This is a genomic window from Vibrio sp. D431a (assembly GCF_030248655.1).
Taxonomy (GTDB): Bacteria; Pseudomonadota; Gammaproteobacteria; order Enterobacterales; family Vibrionaceae; genus Vibrio; species Vibrio alginolyticus.
The window spans coordinates 177922-194671 of the sequence record NZ_JAHGAP010000019.1 but is presented as its reverse complement, the minus strand read 5'-3'; the positions used below and the strand labels follow the sequence as shown (position 1 = coordinate 194671).

At 43.4% G+C, this 16750-nt stretch carries 14 protein-coding genes; 3 read left to right on the top strand and 11 right to left on the bottom strand.

What is annotated here, in order from left to right; all coding sequences use genetic code 11:
* Position 1: 1 nt before the first annotated feature.
* From KJB35_RS17250 to malK, 8 genes are all read right to left on the bottom strand, one after another.
* Positions 2–1249 (bottom strand): O-antigen ligase family protein, encoded by a 1248-nt coding sequence (locus KJB35_RS17250; RefSeq protein ID WP_104980115.1) that lies wholly within the window; start codon positions 1247–1249, stop codon positions 2–4.
* Positions 1215–2267 (bottom strand): glycosyltransferase, encoded by a 1053-nt coding sequence (locus tag KJB35_RS17245; RefSeq protein ID WP_005385849.1) that lies wholly within the window; start codon positions 2265–2267, stop codon positions 1215–1217. The genes KJB35_RS17250 and KJB35_RS17245 overlap by 35 nt, the downstream gene beginning before the upstream one ends.
* Before the next feature lie 2 nt (positions 2268–2269).
* Complete coding sequence (locus tag KJB35_RS17240) at positions 2270–3079, bottom strand: putative capsular polysaccharide synthesis family protein (protein ID WP_005385848.1); 810 nt, start codon at positions 3077–3079, stop codon at positions 2270–2272.
* A complete protein-coding gene (locus KJB35_RS17235) occupies positions 3057–5237 on the bottom strand; it encodes a polysaccharide biosynthesis tyrosine autokinase (protein ID WP_005385847.1) in 2181 nt (726 codons plus the stop codon). Before KJB35_RS17235 ends, KJB35_RS17240 begins: the two co-directional genes overlap by 23 nt.
* 15 nt (positions 5238–5252) lie before the next feature.
* A complete protein-coding gene (locus KJB35_RS17230; RefSeq protein WP_005375265.1) occupies positions 5253–5786 on the bottom strand; it encodes a polysaccharide biosynthesis/export family protein in 534 nt (177 codons plus the stop codon).
* A 12-nt stretch (positions 5787–5798) separates the two neighbouring features.
* Positions 5799–7004: an outer membrane beta-barrel protein gene (locus KJB35_RS17225; protein ID WP_017635284.1), complete on the bottom strand. Its 1206-nt coding sequence runs from the start codon at positions 7002–7004 to the stop codon at positions 5799–5801.
* A 10-nt stretch (positions 7005–7014) separates the two neighbouring features.
* A complete protein-coding gene (locus KJB35_RS17220) occupies positions 7015–8415 on the bottom strand; it encodes an undecaprenyl-phosphate glucose phosphotransferase (RefSeq protein ID WP_213907579.1) in 1401 nt (466 codons plus the stop codon).
* A 422-nt stretch (positions 8416–8837) separates the two neighbouring features.
* On the bottom strand, positions 8838–9956 hold the full coding sequence (malK, locus tag KJB35_RS17215; protein WP_005375271.1) for a maltose/maltodextrin ABC transporter ATP-binding protein MalK: 1119 nt from the start codon (positions 9954–9956) through the stop codon (positions 8838–8840).
* A 672-nt stretch (positions 9957–10628) separates the two neighbouring features.
* Here malK and malE point away from each other — a divergent pair.
* From malE to malG, 3 genes are all read left to right on the top strand, one after another.
* Positions 10629–11807 (top strand): maltose/maltodextrin ABC transporter substrate-binding protein MalE, encoded by a 1179-nt coding sequence (gene malE / locus KJB35_RS17210; protein WP_005375272.1) that lies wholly within the window; start codon positions 10629–10631, stop codon positions 11805–11807.
* Between the two features lie 79 nt (positions 11808–11886).
* A complete protein-coding gene (gene malF / locus KJB35_RS17205) occupies positions 11887–13461 on the top strand; it encodes a maltose ABC transporter permease MalF (RefSeq protein ID WP_191116396.1) in 1575 nt (524 codons plus the stop codon).
* A 12-nt stretch (positions 13462–13473) separates the two neighbouring features.
* Entirely contained in the window at positions 13474–14364 is an 891-nt protein-coding gene (gene malG / locus KJB35_RS17200; protein ID WP_005375275.1) for a maltose ABC transporter permease MalG, read from the top strand.
* 367 nt (positions 14365–14731) lie between these two features.
* Here malG and KJB35_RS17195 read toward each other — a convergent pair whose 3' ends face one another.
* The 3 genes from KJB35_RS17195 to KJB35_RS17185 all read right to left on the bottom strand — a co-directional run bounded on the left by KJB35_RS17195 (position 14732) and on the right by KJB35_RS17185 (position 16685).
* Positions 14732–14977: a hypothetical protein gene (locus KJB35_RS17195; protein WP_005375277.1), complete on the bottom strand. Its 246-nt coding sequence runs from the start codon at positions 14975–14977 to the stop codon at positions 14732–14734.
* A gap of 171 nt (positions 14978–15148) precedes the next feature.
* Positions 15149–15634: an acyl-CoA thioesterase gene (locus tag KJB35_RS17190; RefSeq protein ID WP_005375279.1), complete on the bottom strand. Its 486-nt coding sequence runs from the start codon at positions 15632–15634 to the stop codon at positions 15149–15151.
* A 145-nt stretch (positions 15635–15779) separates the two neighbouring features.
* The gene (locus KJB35_RS17185) at positions 15780–16685 is read right to left on the bottom strand and encodes a DMT family transporter (protein ID WP_042521576.1); all 906 of its coding nucleotides are present in this window, start codon (positions 16683–16685) and stop codon (positions 15780–15782) included.
* Positions 16686–16750: the final 65 nt, after the last annotated feature.

Sequence of the window (16750 nt, the reverse complement as noted above, 5' to 3'; positions counted from 1 at the left end):
ATTATTCATATTCGTGGTGATGGTTTACCGGAAAAGTATGAGCAATGGCCCTTGAGTCGTTGCTCATGCTGATCATGACGGGTAATAAGAGTATTAAAATTATGGTGGTGTTTACCGCAACGAAAAACACCATGATGAGGGCGTATATCGCAAGTAATAGGCTTTTTCTGTTTTCATTAAGACTACGGAAGCAAAAGCGAATAAAAAGAAAATAACCACCAAACAGCAGACCGATACCAAGCAATCCGTATTCAATTGCGGTATCTAACACAAAGTTGTGGGTGTAGATCGCCAGCTCATCATAATTAAAGTAACTGATCATAAAGTTGGGTAACATTTTCGCGCCGACACCTAACACTGGGTGTTGAAGTAAAATATCTAGCCCATTGGCAAGTAAAAGTTTTCTATGAAGATTCGATACCCAGCGTGCTTCACTTTGGTTGGCAAATAAGACGTCTTCTTGGGTTATTTCCAATGTGTCTGCTAGCGTTTCAAACCCAACGTAGAGTGTGGTTGTGACGGCAGTAAACACAGTGAAGCTTAAGGCTAATAAAATCGTCCACGTGTACGTTTCGCTGAGCGATTTTCTCATTAAGTTTTTTACGAGCAGTTGGTCAAAGAAGAAAAGCAGACAAAAACCAAGTAGCGCTTTTCTTTCTTGTGACAACACCAGTAATACTAAAGCTACGAGCATCAAAAGGTGGAAAGCGCGAATTTTATCTCGATAAAGGTACAGTAGCGAGCACAGTACACCGAACCCGTATTTACTTACCCCGAGTAACTTAAACCCGCTTTGATAGCCCTGAGCAAAGTGCCATAAGGCAACGAGCGTACAGATGAAAAACAACAGATACGTGAAATAAACCATTACCCGTTCGTCATCAAACACGCCATAGGCGTACATCAGGCTCAGTAGGCACAAAATCGCTAACCATTGCACAGTTTCTATAACTAGCGGCATTAAAGGGACGCGATTTAGCAGACCATTTATGAACACATACCCAGTGAACAATACGAGGAACCCCATACAGGGATGCATGAGTTTTTCAGCTTTTCCTTCCAATACCACTAATGCAGTAAAACCAATGGACAAAAGGCTTGCGATGTCAGATGGGGCTAGCGCTATTCCTCCAGCACGAAACTTCATAGGAATAAAGAACAATGCTAATAGGCATGCTGCAAGCAATGAGGCGCGATGGCTCGATGGCGCGGAACTATTTGTTGGCGCAAAGCTGCTGGTAGATTCCATAGTAACCTTCACGAAATTTATCGATGGTGTAGAGAGAGGCCCTATTGACTGAGTATTGACTTGCAGCGTCATACCGCTCAACACTTTCACACAGCTGGAGAACTTTTTGGCTCAGTTCAGTGACGTTACCAACTTGAAATAAATATTCGGCACGTCCGGTGACGTCATCCAAACCAGGTACGTCCGACGATAGTACGGGTAAGCCTGCTGCCATCGCCTCAACCGCCGCCAAACCAAAGCCTTCGACGTGCGACGATTGCACGTAAATATCCATGTCGTTCAAAAAGGCTGGAACGTCAGAAACTACGCCATGAAAGTGAACACGTTGCGCGACGTTGATTTTTGTTGCCAATGCTTGCAGTGACGATTTTTTTTCTCCATCTCCCGCAAGGTGGAGTTCGTATCGTCTTGGTAAATGGATAAGTGCTTGGATAAGCGTTTCATGATCTTTATGTTGGTGAAGTCGGCCCACCATTCCAATCTTGATAACTGGTTTGTCGATTAGGTGGCTGGCGCATCTTGGCGTCATAGAAAACCTTTTTAAATCAACGCCATTGTGCACCACGTGATATTTGTGTTGGTAGCGAGGCATGAACTTCACCAGTTCATCTTGTACTTTTTCACTAATACTGACCGTCAAGTCGTGGCCCCAATACAAGACGTATTCCATGAACTTAAACAGCGGATAGTCACGTCGACGGTTATAAGAACAGTGCTCAGTCTGGATTCGTTTTTTACCTACTGCCAATAGCGCTAGGTAAATGGAAGGGTAGAGGTGCCCGTGAACGACATCCGGCCAACGCAGCAAAGAGAATTTCTCACTCAATGACAATGTGCGCCAGTTAAAACACTCTATCCCTTGGGCGGATAGCATTGGTAAGTAATCATTTTCATCACACAAGACCAAAATTTTGATTTCGTATTCAGGCTTATGTTCTAAAACAAGGTCGACTAAGAACTTCTGAGCACCGCCGTTCTGAGAAAGATCATTAATAATATGTAGAATCTTGGTTTTCATGATTAATTGGTCAGATATTGCTGTTTAAGGTCGGTGATTTCTGCATTTGAGAAAAAGTGCTTCGTCAATTTAGAATTCAGCATTTCTTCAACGTACTCGGGTGTAGGTTGAAATTGCGTTTTGAATTCTTTCATTAGTGGCGAGTACCATTTGTTGTCTGATTGATTTTCATAAACAACATCCACGGGGTAACCTAAAAAGTCTTCAACTGCGGAGTTAGCCTTCGTTAGCTTGTCACTTCGAATGACCAACAGTGAGAAGTTATTGTTATGGTATGTTTGATAGCCTACTTCGTGATTAAAAGACTCGTTAAACACATCAATCCCTGTTAGTTGTTTGATCTCGTTGTCAAACCACTGCAGCGCATATTGATGATTCATGTGCTTATCAAATGCTTCTTGGAGTAATTGCGGTCGTTCGGTACGTATTGCGCTGTCATCCTTTAGATATTTGTCCGCCATCCAAAAAGGAAGTGCTTGAAAGAACATTGAGACATTTCGTCCGATCGGTTCACGCACCAGCGAGATAATTCGAACTTTTTTTTTGCGCTTTAACATATGGCTCATCGTTATACGCTTTAGTCGTCGCTTTAACGCATTGATCTGAGGCTTATGCAATTGCGCTCTAACGGGGGATATTTGTTTTTGCGCATCGACGGTCATAAGGTCGTGCAAGTGAATCGAGTCAGGAATGGAATGCTCTAATGCACTCGAACCTACTTTGCCCATTTGATAGATCAATACCGGCTGTTCTTGGCTTTTCAACGTTTGGTACCAAGATAGGTTTACGTTAGTAGGCGTATTTCTGGACATAAAGCGTCTCTCCTTCCTTGGCCTTGGCTTGTGTGATTAAGACGCCAAGAGATGGAACTGAGTGTTGTATTTGTTTAGATAACGCAAGGTTAACCAGTGATGATTTTGTCGATTCTGAGCGAATGACGGTAATCAGACCATTGGCATACTGACCAAGAATAAGTGCGTCACTCACTGACAGTAGGGGCGGTGTATCGATAATGATCCGGTCATACTTATTTTGAAAATGTTCGAGCAACTTTTTAAAGCGATCAGAAGCCAATAATTCCTGTGGGTTTGGCGGAATTAGGCCGGCCGATAATACATCTAAGTTGGCTTCTTTTATATGTGTAACACAATCTTTGATTGGCGTATCCATCGTCAGGATATGCGTTAAGCCAGGGCTTGATTCAGCAATACCGAATCGCTTTGCTATGGAAGGTCGACGTAAATCGCAGTCGATGATCAATACCTTTTCCATTTTTGAAAACGACACCGCCATATTGATACTGGTTGATGTTTTTCCTTCTTCTGGAATAGCAGAGGTAAAGGGCAATATCTTTTGCTTCGTGTTGGTTAATCTGAGCAGAAGCGAGGTTCTGACGGAGCGGCAAGCTTCACTAAATAGCTTTTCTTCATCATCTAAATACGCGGTATAACTGACGCCGTTTTTACGCAAATTGCGTTTTTTGACCATAGGAATCACACCTAAACACGTAACACCAAGTTTTTCCTGCACATCGGCTGTGCTTCGGATAACTTCTCGCATCGTTTCTAAGATGATGACTAGAGCGCAAGCAATGGCAAAGCCAAAAAAGGTGGCAATCAGTACCAGTTTGATTCGTTGTGGTGCCACCGGGAATAGAGGAATGATGGCTTTATCAGTAAAGCGAGCAGTGACATTCTTGTAGTCGCTGGTGGCGTTGGTCTCTTTCTCACGATTTAAGAACGCTTCATAGAGTGCCTTATTAGATTCAACCTCGCGTTTTAACTGTTCGTAACGCGCTTTTTGTGACCCTAACGATTGGAAGTCTGACTTTTTGTTATCGAGTTCTGCTCGAAGCATGTCCTCTTGCGCTTTTGCAGCAAGAAGGTCTTGTTGCTTACTGAAGGAAATGTCACGGATGAGTTGCTGGGTTCTTGATTGAATTTCAGCAAGCTGTGCTTTCGCCTGAATCATTCGATCATGTTTAGGTCCGTAGCGCTGTGCCAGTTCAGAGAGATTTTTGGCTGCCTGTGCTTCCGACAATTTTAGATCGCGGATTTGCGCTTGATTAGCGAATTCATCAATTGACAACAAGCTGTCTAAACTTTGCGAAGATTTACGTCGTAACAGTTGGATTAACGTCTGCGCTTCAATACGCTTATTAACAGCGATATTCAGCTTGCGAGTGAGTTCTTCTAGCTCATTTGCGTAAATTTCATCAATACCGTTTATATCGATCAACCCTTCTTTTAACAAGAATTCTTGCAGCGCTTGCTCCGAGTTACGCAATCGCTCCTCCAATTTTTGAGAGTTATTTGTCAACCAAGTAGCCGCATTTTGTGTAACGACCAGTTTGGCTTCAAAATTTGCGTCAATGTAGGCTTGGCCGACCGCGTTGGCGATTGTCGTCGCAAGCTTAGGATCGGTAGAACGAAAGCGAATTCTGACTAATTGGGTGTTACGTACTGGCTCAATATCGAGTTTACTTCTGAAAGCTTGAAGTGCCTGATAATAGGACTCTGAAAACTGGGCGGTTTCTTTTGGGCTTGGTGCCACATTCAGTAGGTCTTGAACAAAAGGAATCGACTTTATTTGGTCGATTTTTTTATTTAACCCCCCTGAGCTTGTGAATTCAGGTAATTGGGTGAGGTTCAGCTCTCTAATGACCTTATCTGCAATATGATTCGATTTTAAAATGGCGATTTGCGTTTGAAAGTACTCTTTTTTTGTCGTGTCGACGCCATATACTTCCTCGATTGAAAGGGCGCTTTTTTGCTCCTCTTGGATGAGTAGCGTAGCTGTAGCTTGGTATATCGATGCTTTGGAGTAGATATACCAAGTACAAGTTAATGAGAACAGAAGCGTGAATGCTGCGATGCTTAGCCAATTCTTTTTAATCGCTTTGAAGTGATGGCCAAAACGAATCAGTTCTACTTTGTTCATCTGGAGATTATTTGGATGAGTCCCGTTCATTTGATTCCCTGTCACTTAAAAGAAGCTCTGGTCAATAAATACAATGTCACCAGGTTCAACGTTGCGGTGCATACTGACCCCCTCCATCGTTTGACCTGTTTTATGCTTGGTGAGGTTAATGCCTTTGCGTGAGGCTCTGTCGGTCAAGCCACCTGCTAGAGCGATGGCCTTCTCTATGGTTAACCCTGGACGGTACTCAAATCCACCAGGTTTCCTGACTTCTCCATTAACGTAAAACAGACGAAAGTTATTGATGGTGACCATCACTTTTGGATTGATGAGATAATCGCCTTTTAAGCCCGTTTCTATTTCGTACTTGAGTTGTTTTGGTGTTTTTTTGATTGCTTTAATTCGGCCAAGGTAGGGGTAATCAAAGTAGCCATCTGACGTTATTAGAATATTTTTAATCGTAAGATCTTCTTCACCATAGACCTGCACGGAAATGGTATCGCCAGTATCGAGTAAGTAATCTTCCTCGTTTGAGTCAGCGTTGACCAAAGTGCTAAATAGCAACAACGCTACACTCATGAATTTGATGAATGCCTTCATTAATAATCCTTTTTACAGAGAAAACTGTGCGCTTAAAGTCCAAATATTTTGTTCGAAGCTATAATCCGATCGGCTAGAGTTTTTATCTTGGTATTGCCAATCGGCTTGCAGCTGTATCCAACGTTTGATCTGATAATCGATACCAAAAGATAGAGTGTACCGATCGTCGTTTCTGGAGATTCCCGTGTAATCATCTTGTTGATAAACAGCACCTAAGCGAGTTGCAAGGTAACTATTCCAATCGTGCTTCAGGTTCAGTCGGTAACGAGTTTGTAGGTTGTAATCGCCATCTTGATCGGGGTTAACCGCCGCTTGAGTGGTTTTCACGCTGACTAGAGTTTGTTCTTGAGGCAACCATTCAAAGCCGATATCCCAACTAAAGCCTTTAAATGTCTCTCGTTGAGCGCTGTCAAAATCTTTGATTTGATAACCGAGTCGAGCGATGCCTTTGGTTTTTCCTGTGACTTCCCATTCGGCACCGGTGTAATAGAAACTGGTGTTGTTATCTTTCGATGGTTGCGCAGAATTTCGATGCTGATACTCGGTTACGATTTGGTTTGTTCCGACTAACCAATAGGTTCTTGGCGTCGCTCTTAAATAGAACTCCAAATGTGCATTGGGAGCTCGAAAATCGTTGTATTTAGTTTTAGCGTTTGGGCGCCCAGGCAAGCCGTCACGATAGTTTTGATAGGTTTTATCACTATAGCCTAAACCGAATTCGAGTCTGCCTTTGGCACCGTTAGATCCAAAGACATAATTGGTTTTTACATCGTTACGGTTGAACTCTATTGGTGAGTCGATTGCGCTACCATTACCTTCGGTAATATCTTCTCCTCGAACTTCATGCTGGGCGCGAAAACGGTAATCAACCACTAAACGATGACGATGATTAAATTCGAAAAAGTTGGAAAACTGAAAAGTGTGGTCGTCGAAGTCGTTGCGATCGTCAGATGAAAAGCCAGCTTTTAACTTATATAAAATATCTGCGCGATAGCGATTCCGTTCTATACGTGCTAGTAAGCTTGGTTCTATACCCCAAATATTGACCGATTCCACATTGCCGGATTTTTCCGCTTTATTGATGTTGTCATCTCCCTCGTAGAAAGTTTTTACGAGGGGAATCAACTCTATACCAGACTCGGTTTGGTAAGCCATCGGTTCTGCGAGCAAGTCAGTAGAAAACAGACTCAATGCTATTGCCATTGTCAGTTTCTTCATAATCTCAACCTTAGTAAGCGTTAGCACCAGTGAAGCCTTTGAAAACGGTCATAAAGATGATTTTGATGTCCATCCAAACCGACCAATGGTGGATGTAATCCAAATCAAACTCGACTCTCTTTTCCATTTTTTCTAAGGTGTCGGTTTCGCCGCGATAACCATTAATCTGTGCCCAGCCAGTAATGCCTGGTTTTACTTTGTGACGTAGCATGTAGCGATCCACGATCTGACGGTATTCTTCATTGTGTGCCACGGCATGAGGGCGTGGGCCGACAATAGACATGGTCCCTTGCAGTACATTGATAAATTGAGGTAGTTCGTCCAAAGAGGTGCGACGTAGAAATCCGCCAAAAGGCGTAATACGAGGATCGTTCTTTGTCGCCTGTTTCACGTTGGAACCTTGATCCATGGTTGTCATTGAACGGAACTTCCAGACTTCAATCTTGCGTCCATCAAGACCGTACCGATGTTGTTTAAAGATGACAGGGCCTTTAGACGTTGCCTTAATGCCAATCGCAATGACGAATAGAATAGGGGCGATTAAGACCAAAATAATGCTCGAAAACAAGATGTCTTCAAACCGTTTTACCCAAGAAGAAATTCCAGCAAAAGGTGTATCAAAGACACTTAGTGTTTGAACTTGGCCGATCTGCGCCCAACGAGAATGTAAAAGGTTATAAGTGAAGAAGTCGGGAATCAGATACGTATTTGCGGTGGTATCTGAGAATTGGTTAAGAAGTGACGCAATGCGCTCTTTTGCGTGCATTGGCATCGCGATATAGACGTAATCTACTTCCCCTTTTTTAGCTCGCTCAAGGGCGTGGTCAACAGCTCCTTTAATAGGATAATTAGAATTTGGCAATCTGTCGGAAGATCGTTCGTCGTAAAAGCCATCAAAAAGCACGCCGTGTTCTGTGTGGTTTTGAATTTCGTTAGCTAGGGTAATGCCGTGAGGAGTTTGGCCGATGATGATCGCAGTGCGAGTGTTGAATCCTTTTTTTCTCAAATAGGCTAATCCGGTACGGAATGTTACTCGCCATGCTAAGAGCAGAGCGGGCGTAATCGCAAACCACAGCACTAAAATTGTGTTATCAAATAAGGTATGGACTTCAGAAAAATACAGCACAATAAAGATAAGTGCAGAAGTCACCGCCCAAGAAACACAGACAATAAACATCTGCTCTTTAAACGAACTGGTTCGCCAAGAGCGATACAGATTGCCGCTTTCTGCCATAAATAGAAAAGAGATGCCTCCAACGAAAGCCAATATGACGTAATCTTTCCCCATCGCAGTATTCATGTCTTTGAACACTAAAAGCAGCATAAAAGAGACGATGACAGCAAGATCTGAGATGCGATATAAAAAAGCGAACTCCATCTCATGAGAGCGGATAAGTCCTTTTTGTTTCATGACTCAGTTTCCCTTCTGACACGCTACCGCCCTTGGGTGTCTTCCCCAATTGCCGTGTCGTGAGCGTTATTAGTAGTTAGTGCACAGAGCATTCTGTGGAATGCTGCTGAGTTTTTTGTCACGTGTAATTTCGTTGATAAGTGTAAAAATTTGCTTTGTTGAGGTAAGTGGAAATAAGAATGATATTTAGCCCTTTGGCTAAGTTTGGCGGGTTAGGAAAAAGCTGGTACTTACTTATGAGGAATGAGGAAAAGTATTAAAAATGAAGTATCAGTACAAAGACAATGGTTTATGTGAGGGTAGAAGAAACGGGTGATTTGATTCGTTCACGATTAATGATTTAGTATCGAATTGCTGATATTTATTAAGATAAAAAAATCCCTCTCACTTGAGAGGGATTTTTTTGAGTAAGGACGAATGAATTATTCGACTTCTACGCCGTTTTCTTTGTATAGGCGGCGGCATGCGCGACCATCACTGTGGAACAGGTGACAACGATGAGCTGGAATACCGATCTCGATTTTATCGCCAGTGTCGACTGCAAGCGTGTCAGGCTGACGGAAAATAACGTCGGCGTCCGCACCTTCTAGGTTTAGGTATACTTGAGTTTCGTTACCTAGCTTCTCAACAATCATCACTTCACCGTGAATACTTGCATCAGCTTCAGAAGCGGATAATAGGTGCTCAGGGCGAATGCCTAAAGACATTCGGTCGCCGCGGTTAACTGTTGTACCATCCACCGGAATCCAGAAAGATACGCCGTTAGATAGTTGAACTTTGACGCGCTCTGCTTCTACTTCATCAATGAATACGCTCATGAAGTTCATTTTCGGAGAACCGATAAAGCCAGCTACAAAGCGGTTTTGTGGGTAATGGTAAAGCTCAAGCGGCTTACCAACTTGCGATACATAACCGCCGTCTAGTACAACGATTTTATCTGCCATTGTCATCGCTTCTACCTGATCGTGCGTTACGTAGATCATGGTACAACCAAGTTGGCGTTGTAGCTTAGTAATTTGTGCACGCATGTTTACACGCAGTGCCGCATCCAAGTTTGATAGTGGCTCGTCTAGAAGGAATACATTTGGCTGCGATACCAATGTTCGGCCAATCGCCACACGTTGACGCTGTCCACCAGAAAGTGCTTTTGGTTGGCGCTCAAGCAAGTGGCCTAGTTGTAGGATTTCTGCTGCTTGTTCAACACGCTTGTCGATTTCTGCTTTGTCTGCTTTTGCTAGTTTCAAGCCAAATGACATGTTGTCATATAAGTTAAGGTGCGGGTAAAGAGCGTAAGACTGGAATACCATACCAACACCACGTTTGGATGGTTCGACGTCATTCATGCGCTGGTCACCAATATACAAATCACCTGAAGTAATGTCTTCAAGACCGGCAATACAACGTAAAAGGGTAGATTTACCACAACCTGATGGACCTACAAAAACAACAAATTCACCTTCGTTGATTGTTAGGTCTACGTTCTTAGAAATCAGTACGTCGCCATACGCTTTACAAACATTTTTTAACGTGACACTCGCCATGTAGCTCGTCCTCGATCAATTTTTTATTATTCACCGCTCATCATTATATGAATTATCTAGCGAGCAGTAACAGTAGGAATCGGTAAGTTCTTGCGGTTGGTAAGAAAAGTAGGGTAGCACTTCAATAAAATGTCCTGAATAGAAGTGCTACCCATCATAGCCAAGTACGAGTTTCTCTCCCCCACATTATTCGTATTGTCTCCCCCGTGAAATAATTACCACAAACAACACTAATAATGACATTCCACTCGTCTGGCAATGCAAAACCAGCAAATCTTTTTCCTAATACGTAGGCACTGCTGGGAAAGGGTTCTTACCATCCACTCTTGGATGACTGCAGTTTCTAAGATTGTGCGTAGTGCGACATCCTCCTAATAGAAATAATTGTAGGGGGAGTAGAAAGGGAGGAGTAAAAAAGGAGGAGGAAGAAAGCAGTTGGTCGGAAATCACATTATTGCACCACCTAAAGTTGAAACCGATCACAGGAACTATCCATTTTGTGATTTGAGTCTCTTACCCTTGGCGATTTAGATCACGAAAATACGTCATAATTGTAAGGGCGTAGGGATTAGGAGGATGAGACATATTGGATTATTTCAGATGATATATGTCGAAATACGGCTGAACCTCAATGGACTAGCCCTACATCAAAAATATAAAAAGGATACGAACATGAAAAAGTTAAGCGCTGTAGCACTAGGTACTCTTGTTGCTTTGGGTTCTTTTGGTGCTAATGCTGCCATCGAAGAAGGACAACTTACTATCTGGATCAACGGTGATAAAGGCTACAACGGCCTTGCTGAAGTTGGTAAGAAATTTGAAGAAGACACCGGCATTAAAGTGACTGTGGCTCACCCAGATGGCCTTCAAGACAAATTCCCTCAAACTGCAGCGACTGGCGACGGTCCTGATATCGTATTCTGGGCTCACGACCGTTTCGGTGGTTACGCAGAAGCTGGCCTGCTAGCAGAAATTAAACCTTCTAAGAATATTCAAGAAGGTATCGTTGATTTCGCTTGGGATGCAGTACGTTACGACGGCAAATTGATCGGCTATCCAGTTGCGGTTGAGTCTCTATCTCTAATCTACAACAAAGACCTAGTTCCAAACCCACCAAAGTCTTGGGAAGAGGTTGCAGCATTAGATGCAAAACTTAAAAAAGACGGCAAGTCTGCAATCATGTGGAACCTAAAAGAACCGTACTTCACTTGGCCACTAATGGCGGCTGATGGCGGCTACGCGTTTAAATACACTTCTGAAGGTTACGATGTTAAAGACGCAGGTATCGCGAAAGAAGGCGTTAAAGACGCAATGAGCTTCGTAAAAGGCTTAGTTGATAAAGGCGTAATCTCTGCGGATATGGATTACTCCGTGTCTGAGTCTGCGTTCAACCAAGGCAAAACAGCGATGACGATCAACGGTCCATGGTCTTGGGGCAACATTGAGAAGTCTGGCGTTAACTACGGCGTGACTACGCTACCTAAGTTCCAAGGTCAATCTTCTAAGCCATTCGTTGGTGTTCTAACGGCTGGTATCAGCACTGCGTCTCCAAACAAAGACCTAGCAGTTGAGTTCATTGAGAACTATCTACTAACAAACGACGGCCTACGTATGGTTAACAACGATAAGCCTCTAGGTGCGGTAGCACTTAACTCGTTCCAACGTGAGCTAGATTCAGATACTCGTATCGCAGCAACAATGGATAATGCGATGAACGGCGAAATCATGCCAAATATCCCTCAAATGAACGCATTCTGGGGTGCGGCTAAGAACGCAATCATCAACGTAGTTGACGGTCGTCAAACTGTCGATGCAGCTCTTGCAGATGCAGAAAAACAAATGACTAAATAATTAAGTAAGACCTTTTTAAGGAGGAGGCAACTCCTCCTTACTTTTCTATATTTATTCTATATTCGCTAGCAGGTTCCCTATGCAGTCAGTTCAAGGTACAAATGCTATGACAGCACCAGAAGCCAGCCTTCCGAGCAGCAAAAAAGTGTTCATGAAATGGTCACTTTTAGGCACAGTCGGCATCATCAATGGCTACGCAACAATCCTTATGTATTCTCGCGGTGAGATTGCGTTTGCACTACTTACGCTCATTCTTACCGCTTTAGCGTTGTTCATCTTTGGTAGTAAAAAGACGTACGCACACCGTTACATCTACCCTGGTATAGCAGGGATGATCCTTTTCATTCTTTTTCCTTTGGCGTACACCATAGGTTTGGCGTTTACCAACTATAGCGCGAAGAACCAACTCTCTTTTGATCGCGCTCAGAACGTACTTTTGGACCGAACTTACCAAAGTGGTGATAGCTACCCGTTCACTTTGTATAAAACGGAGCAAGGCCATCAACTTGTGGTTGAAAAAGATGGTGAGCTACTTGCAAGCCCGACTTTTCAGCTTGATAACCTTTCAGCATCGGAGTTTGATCTTTCACCAACTGAAGAAGTGACGGGTGAAAAAGAATCAATCAAGGCGATTGTTAAGAACCGCAGTGCGTTGAGCAGTGTCGATTTACATTTGCCAAGCGGTGATGATATCCGTATGAGTGGGCTGCGCAAATTTGCTGCAGTTGTGCCTTTGTACACATTACAAGAAGATGGTGAAACGCTTTACAACAACCGGACTGAAGAAACGCTACGTCCAAATATGGAAGTAGGTTACTACCAGCCTGTCGATGAAAACGGTCAATTTGTTGGCAGCACAGTGTCACCAGGTTTCGTGGTGAACATTGGTACCCACAACTTTGAGCGTGTTTGGAAAGATGATGGTATCAAAGAGCCGTTTATCAGTATCTTTATCTGGACCATTGTTTTCTCTGCGCTAACCGTATTGTTTACGCTTGTTATTGGTCTTGTCCTTGCCAGTGTGGTTCAGTGGGAAGCACTTAAAGGTCGCTCAGTTTACCGTTTGTTGCTAATCCTGCCTTATGCAGTTCCGGCGTTTATTTCTATCTTGATCTTTAAAGGTTTGTTTAACCAAAGCTTTGGTGAGATCAACATGTTGTTGGAAGGCTTATTCGGCATTAGCCCGGCTTGGTTCTCTGACCCGTTCATGGCGAAAACCATGATCTTAATTGTGAACACTTGGCTTGGTTTCCCTTACATGATGATTTTGTGTATGGGCTTACTAAAAGCGATTCCAGACGATTTATATGAAGCATCAGCAATTGATGGTGCGAACTTTGTCACGAACTTTACACGTATCACACTACCAATGATGTTGAAGCCGTTAACACCATTGTTGATCGCGAGTTTTGCATTTAACTTCAACAACTTTGTACTTATCCAGTTGTTGACTGGCGGTGGTCCAAACATGATTGGTACATCAGAGCCTGCGGGTTACACCGACCTACTAGTAAGTTACACCTACCGAATCGCATTCGAAGGTGCTGGCGGTCAAGACTTCGGTCTAGCAAGTGCGGTAGCAACGCTTATCTTCCTATTGGTTGGCGCATTGGCACTTATCAACCTACGTGTAACTAAAGTAGCTCAGGACTAAGGAGAAATTACAATGGCAATGGTACAAGGTAAGTCATTAAAGTATCGTGTTTGGGCTACTCATATTGCAATGTGGGCATTCTTGGCACTGATTATTTTCCCTTTACTGATGATCATCGCGATTTCATTCCGTGAAGGTAACTTTGCAACGGGTAGCCTGATCCCAGACAACCCAACACTTGATCACTGGAAATTGGCATTAGGTTTCTCGGTGACTAATCCAGACGGTACAGTTACACCGCCACCATTCCCAGTAATGACATGGTTGTGGAACTCGGTAAAAGTGGGTGGTATTTCTGCAATCCTAATCGTGGCGCTATCAACCACATCGGCTTACGCGTTTGCTCGTATGAAGTTCAAAGGTAAGAACACCATTCTTAAAGCGATGATGATCTTCCAGATGTTCCCTGCGGTGTTGGCACTGGTTGCTCTGTACGCGTTGTTCGACAAACTGGGTCAGTACATTCCTTTCCTTGGTCTGAACACGCATGGCGGTCTGATCTTCGCTTACTTAGGCGGTATCGCACTGCACGTTTGGACCATTAAAGGCTACTTCGAAAGTATTGACTCGTCTCTAGAAGAAGCAGCGGCTCTTGATGGTGCTACACCATGGCAAGCATTCCGTTTGGTATTGCTGCCACTGTCTGTGCCAATCCTAGCGGTAGTCTTCATCTTGTCGTTCATCATGGTAATTGGTGAAGTTCCTGTAGCGTCACTACTGCTTTCTGATGTAGACTCGTACACACTTGCAGTGGGTATGCAGCAATACCTATATCCACAAAACTACTTGTGGGGTGACTTTGCCGCAGCTGCTGTACTTTCAGCAGTGCCAATCACTGCCGTATTCTTACTTGCGCAGCGCTGGTTGGTTGGTGGTCTAACCGCTGGTGGTGTGAAAGGATAATCTCTTGTGGTCTGAGATTGATAAGAATAACTAGAAAAGGGCGACCACATGGTCGCCCTTATACTTAGCACGGATATTACAATTTTGGTTTGGCCGCCGATCAGTAATATCTTGGCTTTTATTGGCGTTACGCATAGCTGGCTGTTAGCTTAGTTCCTTACGATTCAATCACTAACAGTTTTTGTAACCATAACCTGAGTTTAGACTCAGGTTTTTTTATGCCTGTTAAAGGCAATTGTGCAATAAGTAGATAGAGATTAGCGGCTTTGCAATGGATTACACAGGGCTTGAATAATGCCCTGCGTAGCACTTCACATAAATAACTAGAGCTTAGTAAAAAGCTAAATTGAGGTAGGGAAGGAAGAGATTAAAACTCTCGGCTGGAAGGTGCGCATCCAACGTATTGAAGCAGCGTGTACAAACTTTCTTGCTGCAGTGCGACGCGACGAAATAGATTAGCAAAGGTAACGTCACCGCCAAAGCAAGTTTGAATGTAATGATTAATTTCTGTTTCGTTATACCCCTCGACGTACATGGTTCTCACCCACTGGTACTCGACCGCTTTTAAATTGGTCAACGTCTCTTCACTTAAGGTCGTTTCTTTTAGTCTCAAGATCCAAACTCTATCCAACTCTAAAATAATGGATGGATTTAAGCAAAGCTAGGTGAAGGATTTATGACAGAGAAGGGCGAGCGTGAAACAAATGGCAAAACCATGATGTTGCTCCACACTCTGGGTCTAGGTAACGTTGAGGTACTTAATAGCGTTCTTAACGGATGCCAGTTACTTGAGATATTTAACGTGTGCTTCCATTTCTTCCCCAATCTCTTTACGCATGTTCATAAGACGGATAGCGGATTGCTCTAAGGCTTTGTCTTCATCTGACTCTGGAATCCATTTCGGTACATCGGTTGGTTTTCCGTTTTCATCTACAGCAACCATTATAACGATACAGTGAGTGGTGAGTCTGTTTTTCATTTGCTTTGGATCACTAGCTTGCACGTCAATCGCAATGTGCATTGAGCTTCGTCCGGTATAAATGACTTTCGCGCTAACTTCGACTAAGTTGCCGACATGAATCGGCGCAACAAACCGAATGCCGCCAGCATATGCGGTAATGCAATATTTACCACTCCACGCTGCAGAGCAGGCGTATGCTGCCAAGTCGATCCATTTCATTACGGCGCCGCCGTGCACTTTTCCGCCAAAATTTACGTCGCTGGGTTCTGCTAAAAAGCGAAGGGTAATGTCTCTTTGACCACTGCTCATCTGTCTTTCCTTGATGGGTTATTGTTTTCCCAATTTAGCAGCAAGATGAATTTTCGGGAATAGCGAATGAAACAAAATATTAACTTTTATTCGAACGCTGGAAGTGACAAGCCACAGCGTAGTTCTGTGGCTTGGGGTGTAGATGTTAATTGGCGGTAGAGGCAATCTCAGAATTGGACAATGGTTTTCTCTGTCTTACTTTTATTTGCGACAAGATAACGCCAGAGATGACTAACAACCCACCAATAATGTGGTAAGTGTAAATTTTCTCACCAATTAGTGTTGAAGCAAGTATGACGGAAACCACAGGCATTAGGTTCATGAACATAGCACTTGAATCAGCACCAATTGAATCAATCGCTTTGACCCACATCAGCGGCGCGAAAATGGAAGCAGCAATACCAGCATAAGCGATTAATGGTAGCGCGTCTTGGCTTGGTAACAGTTGCTCACTAGAGAGCCAAAGTGGTGTGAGCATCAAAACAGAAAAGAAGCCCTGCATGTAAACCAGAGTCAAACTACTGAATGGCATTTTCCAGCGTTTTAGCAGAACACAATAAGCCGCGTATACCATGGCAGCAACGAGCATTAAGCTGTCACCTTGCGTTAAGTCTTGATGTAAAAAGTAAGTGATATCACCGTGACCAAGCATAAATGCTAAGCCGCCGAGCGAAATGACACCACCGACGATACTTAACATTGATATAGATTTACCGAGCAATGGGACACTTAAAAACACACTGATCAAAGGAACTAAAGAGGTGATCAGGGCCATATTAGAGGCCGTTGTTGTTAAACCGGCATAGTATCCAAGTGACTGGTTGAGAACCATACCAAGTAACGCAAGAAACGCCAACTTAGCTAAGTAAGGTCGAGTAATGTGTCGTTGTTTGATGATTGCAGGCAGGCAAAATGGCGTTAGGAGTACCATTGCGACAAACCAACGGTAGAAACTCATCGCACTTGGTTCAATGGCGCTCGCAGCCATCTTGTTCACAATTGAGTTACCACCCCAAATCATAACGGTGAAAAACGGAAGTAAATAAATCATGAGAACCCTATAGCACAATTATTGATGGCGCTAGTCTGGCAGGTCTTTATAATAAAAAGTATCTC